At 72.4% G+C, this 12,537-nt stretch carries 9 protein-coding genes and 1 CRISPR repeat array; of the genes, 4 read left to right on the plus strand and 5 right to left on the minus strand.

The genetic code is table 11. From position 1 onward, the window contains the following. Positions 1 to 15: 15 nt before the first annotated feature. From ACH34R_RS17935 to ACH34R_RS17950, 4 genes are all read right to left on the minus strand, one after another. On the minus strand, positions 16 to 1,443 hold the full coding sequence (locus ACH34R_RS17935; protein ID WP_397562561.1) for a hypothetical protein: 1,428 nt from the start codon (positions 1,441 to 1,443) through the stop codon (positions 16 to 18). A gap of 140 nt (positions 1,444 to 1,583) precedes the next feature. After that, the gene (locus ACH34R_RS17940; protein ID WP_397562562.1) at positions 1,584 to 2,387 is read right to left on the minus strand and encodes a hypothetical protein; all 804 of its coding nucleotides are present in this window, start codon (positions 2,385 to 2,387) and stop codon (positions 1,584 to 1,586) included. A 115-nt stretch (positions 2,388 to 2,502) separates the two neighbouring features. Next, positions 2,503 to 4,113 (minus strand): ABC-F family ATP-binding cassette domain-containing protein, encoded by a 1,611-nt coding sequence (locus ACH34R_RS17945; RefSeq protein ID WP_397562563.1) that lies wholly within the window; start codon positions 4,111 to 4,113, stop codon positions 2,503 to 2,505. Between the two features lie 36 nt (positions 4,114 to 4,149). Next, complete coding sequence (locus tag ACH34R_RS17950) at positions 4,150 to 5,496, minus strand: FAD-binding protein (RefSeq protein ID WP_397562564.1); 1,347 nt, start codon at positions 5,494 to 5,496, stop codon at positions 4,150 to 4,152. A gap of 85 nt (positions 5,497 to 5,581) precedes the next feature. Here ACH34R_RS17950 and ACH34R_RS17955 point away from each other — a divergent pair, with 85 nt between their 5' ends. The 3 genes from ACH34R_RS17955 to ACH34R_RS17965 all read left to right on the plus strand — a co-directional run bounded on the left by ACH34R_RS17955 (position 5,582) and on the right by ACH34R_RS17965 (position 8,104). Beyond that, positions 5,582 to 6,475, plus strand: coding sequence for a LysR family transcriptional regulator (locus ACH34R_RS17955; RefSeq protein ID WP_397562565.1), 894 nt, complete (start codon positions 5,582 to 5,584; stop codon positions 6,473 to 6,475). Positions 6,476 to 6,647: 172 nt separating this feature from the next. Continuing rightward, positions 6,648 to 7,763, plus strand: a complete 1,116-nt coding sequence (locus ACH34R_RS17960) for a PP2C family protein-serine/threonine phosphatase (protein WP_397562566.1) — start codon at positions 6,648 to 6,650, stop codon at positions 7,761 to 7,763. 86 nt (positions 7,764 to 7,849) lie between these two features. Beyond that, complete coding sequence (locus ACH34R_RS17965) at positions 7,850 to 8,104, plus strand: hypothetical protein (protein WP_397562567.1); 255 nt, start codon at positions 7,850 to 7,852, stop codon at positions 8,102 to 8,104. Between the two features lie 295 nt (positions 8,105 to 8,399). Further along, positions 8,400 to 9,229: direct repeats of the CRISPR family, unit length 28 nt; unit sequence GGACCATCCCCGCGCGTGCGGGGAGCAC. Between the two features lie 973 nt (positions 9,230 to 10,202). Here ACH34R_RS17965 and ACH34R_RS17970 read toward each other — a convergent pair. Beyond that, complete coding sequence (locus ACH34R_RS17970; RefSeq protein ID WP_397562568.1) at positions 10,203 to 11,627, minus strand: alpha/beta hydrolase; 1,425 nt, start codon at positions 11,625 to 11,627, stop codon at positions 10,203 to 10,205. 110 nt (positions 11,628 to 11,737) lie between these two features. Between ACH34R_RS17970 and ACH34R_RS17975 the strand changes: the two genes are divergently transcribed. Continuing rightward, positions 11,738 to 12,412 carry an ankyrin repeat domain-containing protein gene (locus tag ACH34R_RS17975; protein WP_397562569.1) on the plus strand — a complete coding sequence of 225 codons (675 nt, stop codon included), beginning with the start codon at positions 11,738 to 11,740 and terminating at the stop codon, positions 12,410 to 12,412. Positions 12,413 to 12,537 lie beyond the last annotated feature (125 nt).

A 12,537-nucleotide genomic window follows, 5' to 3' on the forward strand; every position in this document is an offset into this window, starting at 1 on the left:
TAACTCTCTGCACACCTATGTCACGGAGGGTGTCGGCTCCGGGCTGGTCGGCTCGGACGTCGGCGTCGGTTCGGGGGGCTCGGTGGTCTCCGGCGCGGTCGGGCTGGACGGCGGTGTGGGGGACGGCGGGCGGGTCGGCCTGCGGGTGGGTCGCGGGCGCGGGCGCTGCTCGTAGCGGGGGTGGTCGGGCCGCATGGTGAGCGGCGGCTCGGTCGTGGGGGCGGGCGGGCGGACGGGCGATGGGCGCGGCCTTCGCGGGGGTTTCGCCGTCGGGCTCTCGCGTGGCGGTGAGAACGGCGTCGGTTCGGCTCCCAGCGGGTGCAGCGTGGCGTCGTAGGAGGGCGCGAACGGCACGAACGGCGGCTCGCCGGTGACCGGCTCGGGGAAGGCCGGCTCGGGGAAGGCCGGCTCGCGTACCGGACCCACCGCGCCCGGCCCTCCGGGCTCACCGGGATCGGCCCACCCGCCGCCGGACGGGGCCGCCCGGGAGGCGTTGGCCGCGGCCTGCCTGCCGGGCGCCTCGCCCGCGAACCCGAACGCGTAGACCACCGCGATCAGCGTGGCCACCGCCGCAACCGCCCCGGCAGCCGCGACAGGAAGCCGGCGACCCCCTTTGATGCCCCTGGCCGGGAAGCCGCGCGCGTCGAGCATGCCCACCCGCCGCGCCACATATCGCCGGTAGGGCAGCAGGCCGGGGTCGGTGAAGCAGGTCAGCACCCGCACCCGCAGCGTCTCCGGCAGCGGCGTGGCGGGCAGCAGGTCGAACACCTTGGCCGCGGAGATCTGCCTGGCCCGGTGCGGCCCGCAGGCGTCGCACCGGGCGATGTGGCCCACCAGGCGCTCACGCGTCTGCGGGGTCAGCTCGCCCGCGAACCCGGCCAGGATGCGCGCCCGCCGCGGGCAGTCGGAGGGGCCCTTGCGGGCCAGGTACTCGGCGGTCACGGCGTCGCGCAGCCGCCCGAGCGCGGCCTCGTGCGCCTCGCGTACCGAACCCGCCGCCATCCCGGTGACCTCGGCGATCTCCTCCATGCCCAGCCCGCGCCCGGTGGCCAGGCCGAGCACCCGGCGATCGGCGGCCGGCAGGCTCCACGTGGCGTGCCAGGCGATGACGCTCAGCTCGGCCCCGGGGGCGGGCGCGCGGGCGGCCGGCGGCGGGTCCGGCGCGGTGGCCGGGCCGCCGTGGCCGGTCTGGAGCGCGCGCCGGTCGCACTCCACCCTGGCCAGCGCGAGCAGCCACAACCGCAGCCGCGCGGGATCGCTGAGCACGTGAATGTTGGCCTCGGCCGCGATCAGTGTGTCGCGCAGGGCGACCTGCGCGCCATCCGGACTCCCCAGGACGAAAATACAGAATCGGTAGATGTCCTCGGCATAGGTGTCGTAGAGCACGGCGAGGGCGCCCGGATCGCGGGCGCGCAGGGCTTCCACCAGGACGCGTTCGCTCATGTGACGGATGGTAAACGTATTGTAACTGCTTGTTCTACCGATTCAGCGAGGCTGGTCGCGATCCCCGCGAGATTCCGGTAAATAACGTGGATAACGTGGATGACGCCGATTTCCCGGTTTACGGAATATCGGCGGAAAAGCTATGGCCGTCCCGCCGTTCCGGGCATTTCCTGCCTGCCGCGGTCTTTCTCGAAGGGCGGCGTCGTCGGCCTGCTGGTGTGCATCGGCACCGCCCCGCCCGCCGCCAGCTCCTCGTACGGCCGGCTCGTTGTCCCCCAGGTGCGCGCCACGACCTCGGCCCTGGCCACCCCCGCGGGCGGCTTGTCCACGGTGAGGATGAACCTCGGCTTGCCGTCGGAGCGCACGTCGTCCACGAACGTGCTCGCCCCGCCCAGCAGCTTGCCCGCCTGGTCGCGCAGCAGCGCGGTGACCACCAGGCTGCTCGCGGCCAGCCGGTACGGGTTGCCCACCCGCCCGGTCACCAGGTAGGAGCCGTTCTTCTGCCGCCGCTGGAACACGTCGGTGACCGGAAACGCCCGGAAGGCCGAGGTGATCCGCCCGGCCGGCTTCCACTGCGCGGGCCGGTAGGTGAGGTGGACCTTCACCGGGCGCTGCGCCGCGATGGCCTGCCCGCTGAAGGCCAGCGTGCCCGCCGGGGGCACCGCGTCGAGCGGTTGTTCCATCCGCACGACCTCGGCGCCCCGGTCGTCGCTCGCCACGATCGTGGCCACCACCTGCTCGCCGAAGTGCCAGGGGTTCTGGTTGCCGAGCACGGCGGCCCAGTTCACCACGTAGCCGTCGGCGCTCTTGGCGATCGAGGACGCCTGCTCCCGCACCGTGAGCGGCTTCAGCCGCCGCTCCGGCCGCTCCTCACCCGCGCACGCGGAGAGGGACGCCAGGGCCAGGCACCCGGCGACGATGAAAACACCACTACGCTGCGTCACCATACGGTCATAACCCGCGAGCCGGACCGGGCTCCCGGCGACACGCGGCGCGGCTACGAACTCTTTGCGCGGGCTCTTCACCCGGGCTCTTCGCGCGGGCTCTTCGCCCGTCCCCTCAGCGCTGCCGGACGACCCGCCCCTCGTCCCACACCGGCTCGGCGGCCTCGTAGACCCGGCCGTCGGCCCCGAAGATCAGGAACCGGTCGAAGTCGGCGGCGAACCATCGGTCGTGGGTGACCGCGACCACCGTGCCGTCGAACGCGTCCAGCCCCTCCTGCAACGCCTCCGCGCTGGCCAGGTCGAGGTTGTCGGTCGGCTCGTCGAGCAGCAGCAGCGTCGCCCCGGACAGCTCCAGCAGCAGGATCTGCAACCGCGCCTGCTGCCCGCCGGACAGCGTCTCGAAGCGCTGGTCGCCCACGTCACCGGCCAGCTCGTACCGGGACAGCGCCTTCATCGCCTCGTTCCTGAGCCTGGCGTGCTCGGACATGACGATCTCGCAGGGCGTGCGGCCGACCAGCTCGGGCCGGGCGTGCGTCTGCGCGAAGTGGCCCGGTACGACCCGCGCGCCGAGCTTGGCCAGCCCGGTGTGCCGGACCGGCTCGCCGCCGAGCAGCCGCAGGAAGTGGGACTTGCCCGACCCGTTGGAACCGAGCACCGCGACCCGCTCGCCGTACCAGATCTCCAGGTCGAACGGCCGCATCAGGCCGGTCAGCTCCAGCTCCTCGCACACGACCGCCCGCTTGCCGGTACGCCCGCCGCGCAGCCGCATGCTGATCAACTGGTCGCGCGGCGGCACCTCGGGCGGCCCCGCCTCCTCGAACCGGCGCAGCCGGGTCTGCGCGGCGTGGTAGGCCGGGGCCATGCCGTCGTTGTAGCTCGCCTTCTGCTTGAGCATGACGACCAGCCGCTTCAGCTTGGCGTGCTCTTCGTCCCAGCGCCTGCGCAGCTCCTCCAGGCGCTCGTTGCGCTCCCGCCGGGCCTCGGCGTATCCGGCGAACCCGCCGCCGTGGACCCAGACGTTGCCCGCCTCGACGGTGATGATGCGGTCCACCGCGTTGGCCAGCAACTGACGGTCGTGGCTGACCATCAGCACGGTCTTCGGCGTCTCCCGCAGCGCCTGCTCCAGCCACAGCTTGCCGGGCACGTCGAGGTAGTTGTCCGGCTCGTCGAGCAGCAGCACCTGGTCGGGCCCGCGCAGCAGCGCCTCCAGCACCAGCCGTTTCTGCTCGCCCCCGGACAGCGTGTTGACCTCGCGGTACTTCACCCTGTCGTACGGCACGCCGAGCGCCGCCACCGTGCAGGTGTCCCAGAGCACCTCGATGTCGTAGCCGCCCGCGTCGGTGTAGTCGGTGATCGCCTGCGCGTAGCGCAACTGGGCCTTCTCGTCGTCGCGCTCCATCATCACCAGCTCGGCGGCGGCGAGCCGGTCGGCCGCCTCCCGCACGCGTGGCGGCGCGACGCTCAGCAGCAGGTCATGGACGGTGCGGCCGTCGCGGATGCTGCCGATGAACTGCCGCATCACGCCCAGCCCGCCGGAACCGGCCACGCTGCCCTCAAGCGGCTGGAGGTCGCCCGCGACCAGCCGGACCAGCGTCGTCTTGCCCGCGCCGTTGGGCCCGACCAGCGCGGCCTTGACCCCCTCGCCGACCCGGAAGGAGACGTCGTTGAGCAGTGGCCGCCCGTCGGGCAGGACATACGTCAGGTGCCCGACCTCGACGTGCGACACGGTACCGCCCCTTTGCTCTTGCGCCTTCCCCGCAGGCTACCCCTGGGCTCGCCGGGGGGCATTCCAATTTTCCGGGGGGATGTTGTGGTTGACCCGGAAGAGGTTCGCCGGGTCGTAGACGCCCTTCAGGTCCACGAGCCGCCGGTACGTCTCCGGGTCGTACGCATCGCGCGCGTCCCCCGCCGTGTCGGGTCCGTTGAACAGGTTGATCAGCGCGCGCCCGGTCCCCCAGGGCCGCATCGCCGCCATCAGCGCGCGGGCCGGGCCCACCGGACCCGGTATGACCGTGGTGAGGGCGTGTGCCGCGTCGCGGTGCCCGGTCGCGCTCGGCACCGCCCCGGTACGGCCGAGCGCCCCGCCGAGCTGCCGCAGTTCGACGACCACCGGCCCGGTGTCGCCTCTGGTGTCGCCTCCGGTGTGGGCGACGATCGTGTCCACGGCCTCGGCGGGCAGTTCGCGGAGCATCATGGGGTGGTCCTGGGTCCGCACCGGCCCGGCCGGCTCGTCGAAGATCGCGCCGACCTCCGTGTACGGCCGGACGCCGAGCGCGCCCATGACCGGCGGGCCGAGCTCGGCCGGCGGGTGGGTCTCCGGTCCAGTGTGGACGACGCGCAGGTGGACGAAGGCCCGTCCGCGCAGGTGATCGGGGATGCTCGCCAGGCCGGGGAACCGGACCAGCGCCACGGACGAGTTGGTCTCCTCCGGGAGGTCCTGCGTCCATTCGCGCCAGGCGTGCAGGATCTCGCCGGCGCGGTCGCCCGGGTAGTAGAGCCCGCCGCCGTACACATGGGTGAGCGGGACCAGGCCGATCTCCAGGGCGGTGACGACCCCGAAGTTGCCCTTGCCGCCGCGCAGCGCCCAGAACAGGTCCTCGTGGGTGTCCGGGGTCGCGGTGAGCGCCCGGCCGTCCGCCGTGACGACGTCGATCGACCGCACATGGTCCACGGCCCAGCCGTACGTGCGCCCGAGCACCGGCAGGCCGCCGCCCAGGGTGTAGGAGACCGCGCCCACGCCGGGGGACGTGCCGTTCAGCGGGGCCAGGCCGTACTTGGCGGCCCGCTCGACGACCCGGCCCCAGCGGACCCCCGCCTCGATCCGCGCGGTGCGGGTGGTGGGGTCGATCCGCACGCCGTCCATGCGCCGGGTGCTCAGCAGCACGCCCCCGTCGGCGGGCACGACGGGTCCGTGGCCGGTGGCCTGGACGGCGATCGGCAGGTCGCGGGCGGCGGCGTGCAGTACGGCCTGCCGTACGTCTTCGGGGGTCTCGGCGGCCACGATCACGGCGGGGCGGTGATCGACGATCCGGTTGAATCCCTCGCGTTCGGTGTCATATCCATCCTGCCCGGGCAGCAGTACCGGGCCTTGGGCGTCGATGAGTGGCATGCGGCCAGTCGATCGTGAACGGGACGGCCGAACCAGACGCACTTGCCCCGTACAGTCATCACAAGCCGTGATAAATGGGGGAACATTGGAGCTTCGGCAGCTCGCGTACTTCGTCATGGTCGCCGAAACCGGCGGATTCGGGCGGGCGGCCGAACGCCTCGGCATCGTGCAGCCCGCCGTCAGCCAGCAGGTGGCCCGGCTGGAGCGGGACCTCGGCATCCGCCTGTTCGACCGCACGACCAGGCACGTACGGCTGACCGAGGCCGGCGAACGGCTGCTCGGCGAGGCCCGCGCGGCGCTGGCGGCGGCCGACCGGGTCAGGGCCGTCGCCGCCGGGCTGGCCGAGGACGCCGAGGCCACGCTGCGCCTCGGCACCGGCAAGGCCCCCGCCGACCGGCTGTACCCCGCGCTCGAAGCGCTGGCCGCCGCCATGCCCCGGCTGCGCGTCCGCCTGGTCAAGATCGGCGTCCCGGAACGGCTGGCCGGCGTACGCGCGGGCGACCTGGACGCGGCCACCGTCCGCATCGTCGACGAGGCCAAGGGGCTGGAACTGCTCCCGATCTGGTCGGACCCGCTGCTCGCGGCACTGCCCGCCGACCACCCGCTCGCCGCCGAACCTGTGTTACGCCTGCCCTGGCTCGGCGACCTGCCGCTACGGCTGGCCGCCCGGAAGGACGATCCGGCCTTCCACGACTTCGTCAGGGCCGCGTGCCGGGCGGCGGGCATCGATCCCCCGCCGGGCCCGCGCTTCGTCAACCTGCCCGACACGCTGCTCGGCATCGCCTCGTGCCCGCCGTCCTGGACGGTCTTCTACGCCGGCACCGAACCGCCTCCCGCGCGTACCGTCGTCTATCGCCCGCTGGACGGCGTGTGGGTCACCACGTACCTCGCCGTCCGGCCGGGGCCGCCCTCCGCGCAGGTGCGCCATCTGCTCGACGCCTGCGCGAAGGTCGCTTCCCCGCGGGGGCGGGCGGGCTAGACTCGTCGCGGTGGAGCCCGGCCGGTCGGTCCGCACCCGGCGGCTCACGGACTCCGGCAGCCACCACCCGGCGCGGCGCCGGCCTGGGCCGGATCGGCGCTCCGACGGTCACGTTCCGCGCACGACCCGCCACGGCGGGTCTCGTCCACGGCAAGCAAGGACAGCAATGCCGATGCCCGTCAACGAGCACCTCCGCAGCGTGTGGACGCCCCGGGAGCGCGCGTTCTTCGTTGATTCGGGAGAGGGCACCAAGAGTTCAGGACATTTCACGATCTGGCGGCCGGGGTCGGCCAGTGAGCGGTTTCTCCTGATCGCCCTGGTGGTGGGCGCGCTGGCGGTCGGGCCGCTGTCGGCGGCGTTCGGGCCGATGTGGGCGCCACTGGTACTCCTCGCGCCGATCATCCTGTTCGGCGGCCTGCGGCTGCGCCCGCCCGGCCTGGTGGTACTGCTGGCCGCCGCCGCGATCTCCGTCGTCCACGGCACGGTCGCGACCGGGCTCCACGTCGTACCGCTGCTGGTGATCGCCGTGGTCGTGCTGCTCGCCGTACGGCTGGCCAGCTACCGCGACAACGTCGGCATCCGCGGCATGCGCGGCGGACGCCTACTGGCCGACCTGCGCGACCGGCTCAAGACGATCAACCGCATCGCCCCCCTGCCGCGCGGCTGGGGCTGCAAGGCCGTCACCCGGCAGGCTCCCGGTTCGCTGTTCTCCGCCGACCTGACCCTCTCCCACCAGGCCGGTGACCGTCTGGAGGTCGCCCTGGTGGACGTCTCCGGCAAGGGCACCGACGCCGCGAGCCGGGCCCTGATGATCGCCGGAGCCCTCGGCGGCCTGCTCGGCACCGTACCCGCCGAACGCTTCCTGGCCGCCTCCAACGCCTACCTGCTCGACCAGCCCGAACTTGAGGGCATCGTCACCGCCCTGCACCTCAGCCTCGACCTGTCCACCGGCGGCTACACGATCCGCTGCGCGGGCCACCCCCCGGCCGCCCGCCTGGCCCCCGGCAGCGGCACCTGGCACCTCAGCGACGCCCACGGCATCGCACTCGGCGTCACCGACGACGCCGAGTGGGTCCCCGAAAAGGGGTCACTGGCCAAGGGCGACGCGCTCATGCTCTTCACCGACGGCATGTGGGACCCGCGCCTCGGCCCGGACAGCGGCGTTGACCGCCTGCTCGGCGAGGCCGAATCCCTGGTCACCAAGGGGTACAAGGAGGCGGGCAACCTCGCCAAGAGCCTCGCGGGCAAACGCGACGACTGCGCCCTGGTCCTCATCTGGCGCACCTGACCACACCGTTCACCAAGATTTCCGGACAGGTGAGCTGGATCGCCGCCGGAGGCAGGCTTTACCATCCGCCTGAAGGGGGTGATCACATGACGCTCTGGAGAGCCGCCATCATGGCCGCGGGAGTCCTGCTCCTCGCCGGATGCGCCATCGACGAACAGATCTTCGTCTCCAACATCACCGACAGCCACGGACGGGTGTGCACCTTCGTCTACACCTCCACCGAGGGCGAGGGCTGGGGCTCCGGCCGAGACATCGACGTCAGCCAACTCGACTGCGAATACGCCCCACCCGGCCGCTCCCCCGGCCCCCCAACCACCGTCCCCATGGCCCCACCCCCCTAACCCACCCCCACAACACCCCCTGAGGCCTCCCACCACATTTTCCGGTGGAGCGCAGCGCCCAGCGCACAACATCCCCACCCGCGCCAAAAGCACCCATCCCCCTGAAACCCGAGCCGCCGTCGTGCGCCGGAACCACCCCTACCCACGCGGAAAGCACGGCCATGCCCACCTCCAGCGAGGCACGGCGCTGAATGATCCGCGCTTACACAGCTCTCGGACTCCATCCCCCAAGCTCCACCGTTCACCGAACACCACCGGGACACCGCACCCCAGCCCGATCACAGCCCCGCCGTGGTAACCACCCCCGCCCGTACGGGGAGCACCTGCGGATGTTGCCGCCCGATGTCGCGGAGCCGGGACCATCCCCGCACGTGCGGGGAGCACGAATCAACTGCGCGCTAGTGAGGGTCGCCTTACGGACCATCCCCGCGCGTGCGGGGAGCACAGCGCTGGGGTTGATGGCATGGCCGTGTGGGCGGGACCATCCCCGCGCGTGCGGGGAGCACGCCGGTGTGATCGCTGATGATGTGCTGGTCGCCGGACCATCCCCGCGCGTGCGGGGAGCACCGGCTGACTCGCCGTATGGAGGCGGCGGTGGAGGGACCATCCCCGCGCGTGCGGGGAGCACCCTGATGCTGACGGGAAGGAGTAGCCGGGCGTCGGACCATCCCCGCGCGTGCGGGGAGCACACCCGCCCTCCGACCACAGAGGAATCCGAAGGGGGACCATCCCCGCGCGTGCGGGGAGCACCATGATGACGCCGCCGACAGTCTCGTCTCCCGGGGACCATCCCCGCGCGTGCGGGGAGCACCCACGACGGAAAGGTGGCGAAGTCGTGAGCGGGGGACCATCCCCGCGCGTGCGGGGAGCACACCGTGGTCGTCGTGGTCGTCGTGGTCGTCGTGACCGTGACCGGACCATCCCCGCGCGTGCGGGGAGCACCGGACGGCGGTGTAGGTCTGCCCGTCCCGGTGCGGACCATCCCCGCGCGTGCGGGGAGCACGCTGCTGGCCGAGCTGAACGGGGGTGCCCGTGGGGACCATCCCCGCGCGTGCGGGGAGCACGCGAGACCCAGCTCCCAGCCCAAGCCTCGGGGAGGACCATCCCCGCGCGTGCGGGGAGCACACTTGCTGACCTGTGGGTTTTCCTGGCACTGGCGGCGATTTCCTTTAGTTCGAATACGACAACCTCGCTGGCTTCCTCAGAGCAGTGCGACTCGGCGAGGACGGCCCTTCTTCGACTATTGGGGATGCAGTTGGAAACACAGGAACGATATCTCGCAAGGGCGTACAGGCCGGGTGGCTTGCCTGGAGTTGGCGAAGGTTCGCGGTCTCAAGGTCATGTGGGATGGATGGGGCCTACGGGTCTTGGCCTTGGTCGTGGTTGGTGGCTGTGGTGGGTTGGGGTGGGTGTCGGTGTGGTGGTGGCGGTAGCGCCGGGCGGAGCCCGGCTTTAGGAATGCAGGCCGAGCGAAGCGAGGGCGATTGTGCGCGGTAGCCGCGTGCTGGGGCGACGCGCGGTAGCGCGGCGCTGGGAAGGTACAGGCCGAGCGGAGCGAGGTCCATTGGGTGCGCGGAGCGCGGTTCCTCGGGCGGAGCGCGACTCATGCGCGCGGAGGGCGGTCCCTCGGGCGGAGCCCGGCCTATGCGCGCGGAGCGTGCCGTCCCTGCCGTAGGCGGGGGTAGCGCCCGGAGGGCGGTGGGGGGTGCTGGTGGGGAACGGCGAGGAAGCCTTCAATGGCGCGCAGGGGTGGGAAGGGCCACTTTTAGCTGGTGCTGGGAACGGTGGGGGACCACGGCGTACGCGACGGCCGGGCACGCGGGCGGTACTGGGCGGCGGCGGTGAGAGGGATGGCGGCCGTACAGGTAGGGCGGCGCTGGGCAGGACCATGAGGAGCGCGACCGCGAGTGGAGCAAGCCGCAGGCGGGCGGTGCCTGGAAAGGGTGGTGCTGTAGCGGGGCGTTCGGGTGGATGGGTGGGGCAGGGTCGTGGATCTCCGGCGTGCCGACCCCCCACCGGCTTCACGACGCATGCCGACCCCCGGTACGGACGTCGGGCTGCCGACGTCCGGACCGGGGGTTTGCCTGGATGGTCTGCTTCAGTCCTGGGTGAGGAAGGCGGAGATCGCGTCGCGGCCCGTGTGTCCCGGTTCCATCACCTGGACGAGGTGCGGGGTGTTGGGGACCACGACCAGCTTGCCCTGTGGGGCGCGGGCGGCGACCTCTTGGGCCCACTCGACCGGGGTGGAGAGGTCGCGGTCGCCGGCCAGCAGCAGTGTTGGCACCGGGATGCGGGACCAGGCCGGCGGCTGGCTGCCGGGCCGTGACGCCGGCCAGTGCAGGCACCGCTGGACGAAGCCCAGCCCGGCCGCGGTCGCGCGGTCGAACGGGTAGGTCTCGTGGGGGCGCAGGCGCTCGATGCGGCGCTCCAGCGCCGCTTGCCGCCGGTGCGGGGCGGTGGACGAGTCGCCCCAGGGCTGGCGGGCGTCCGCGCAGTGCGTCGCGATCTGAAGCCCCCAACTGAACATCTCGTACGGCTGCGGCTGCGCCGCCGCCAGGTCGGCCAGCATCCGGTCGAGGTCGGCCGGGTCGCCCGCCCGCGCCTTATGCATCGCGTGGATCACGCCCGAGTAGGTCGGGTCGAGGAACCCGGCCACCACCGTCAGGTCGAGCAGCCGCACGCCGTCGCCGCGCTGACGGACCAGCCAGGCCAGGTCTTCCGTGGGATCCCAGGTGCAGCCCTTGACCTGCGCGCACGCCTCGCGCAGCACCCGGCGGTGCGCCCGCATCGAAACCAGGCCGAGCGCGTCGTCGTGCTCGGGGTCGGCGAACGGGATGACGGAGTCGAGCACCATCTTCCGCACGTTGGCGGGCCTGGCGAACGCGTAGTGGGCGGCGGTGCGCGAGCCGTACGACAGGCCGTTGAGCGTCATCTGCCGGACGCCCAGTGCCCGCCTGAGCAGCTCCAGGTCAGCGATGGTGTCGTCGGTGCGGTAGAACGCCCGCTCGGACCCGATGATCTGGCTGCACTCCCGGATGGCGGCCGGCGTCGCGGGGGCGACGTCAGATGTGACGCTCTCGGCCTGGAGCGCAGGGCACTTGAGGGCATTTGCCCCGGTGCCGCGCAGGTCGATGGTGACCCAGCGGTAGTCGGCGGCCACCTCGGGGAGCCTGTCGGCGAGCGCGGTGACGAACGGCACGGACGGCTGCCCGGGCCCTCCGGTCAGAAGCAACAGCACGCCCTTGGGCGCGTCGGCGTTGTCGCCGGTGGCGACCTGGAGCTTCAGCTCACCCGGGGTCTTGCCGCTGTGGTCGAGCGGGACGGTGAGCGTGGAGCAGGTGAACCCCGGGGCGTCGGCACATGTGTGCGGGTCGGTCAGCGCGGGCTTCGCGGACGTCGTGGACGCCGCGTGCGCGGGCGCGGTGGCCAGCACGGGCAGCGTGGGCAGTGCCGGCAGTGCGATCACCGTCGTCAGCGCGACGATCAGCGCGATTAACGGCGCGCGGAAGCGGGTGGGGCTCATCTGTGCTCGTCCTCTCCTTGATTGCTAAAACAAGCTTGTACGTAAAAAGTTCGTTTGTCAATAGGGTAAAACGAGTGGAGCGCGGGCGGCGGGCCGTACAGACTGAGGGCATGGAGACGCGATCCGGCCAGGCCGGTGATCCGGTCACGGAGGCGCTGTACAGAGCGGCCGTGCACGGCGACGCCGAGGCCGTGCGCGCGCTGCTGGCCGAGGGCGCAGACCCCGACCTGGAGCATGACGAGGAGGGGCTGCCCCTGTGCGCCGCCGCGTCCTGGGGCCACCTGGCGGCGGTGCTGGCGCTGCTGGCCGGGGGCGCAGACCCCGACCTGCGCGAAGATGTCGCGCGCAACCCGATGACGGCCCTGCACTGGGCGGCTGCCAAGGGCAACCTGGAGACCGTGACCGCGCTGCTCGCGCACGGGGCCGATCCCAACATTCCTGGCGGCGCCGGCAATACCGCGCTGTGGCATGCCGCCGGGCACGGCGCCGCCGAGGTGGTCCGCGTACTGCTCGCGCACGGCGCCGACCCGGCCGCCCCCGGCGCGAGCGGCGTCACCCCGCTCGAACAGGCCCGCTACTGGGCCGTTCGCGACATCGAGACGGAGTTGCGCCGCGAGGCCGAGTCCATCGCCGGGCCCGGGACGACGGTCGCCGTCCGCCGCGAGCCTGATCGTGTCGTGGCCGAGACCCGCGACGGTGATGGCGAACTCCGCTCCGAGCGGTACCTTTTCACAGGCCACGCCGAGATCGTCCGCCTGCTGGAGGCCGCCCTGCGGCACCCGTGAGCACGGCCATCCGGCTCGGGCTCGGGCTCGGCACCAAGTGACTGTGAACGTCAGGCCGGCCTGGACGCCGATGTCGTCGCTGTGGGCCGCGCCCAGAACGGCGTCCAGCAGTCCAGCAGTCCAGG

The sequence above is a fragment of the Spongiactinospora sp. 9N601 genome (assembly GCF_044326295.1).
GTDB classification, from domain to species: Bacteria; Actinomycetota; Actinomycetes; order Streptosporangiales; family Streptosporangiaceae; genus Spongiactinospora; species Spongiactinospora gelatinilytica.

Bases quoted from the DNA above. Each gene is read 5' to 3' on its own strand.
- ACH34R_RS17965 (WP_397562567.1), top strand. From the start codon at position 7,850: ATGACGCTCTGGAGAGCCGCCATCATGGCCGCGGGAGTCCTGCTCCTC.
- ACH34R_RS17970 (WP_397562568.1), bottom strand. From the start codon at position 11,627: ATGAGCCCCACCCGCTTCCGCGCGCCGTTAATCGCGCTGATCGTCGCG.
- ACH34R_RS17960 (WP_397562566.1), top strand. From the start codon at position 6,648: ATGCCCGTCAACGAGCACCTCCGCAGCGTGTGGACGCCCCGGGAGCGC.
- ACH34R_RS17935 (WP_397562561.1), bottom strand. From the start codon at position 1,443: ATGAGCGAACGCGTCCTGGTGGAAGCCCTGCGCGCCCGCGATCCGGGC.
- ACH34R_RS17950 (WP_397562564.1), bottom strand. From the start codon at position 5,496: ATGCCACTCATCGACGCCCAAGGCCCGGTACTGCTGCCCGGGCAGGAT.
- ACH34R_RS17975 (WP_397562569.1), top strand. From the start codon at position 11,738: ATGGAGACGCGATCCGGCCAGGCCGGTGATCCGGTCACGGAGGCGCTG.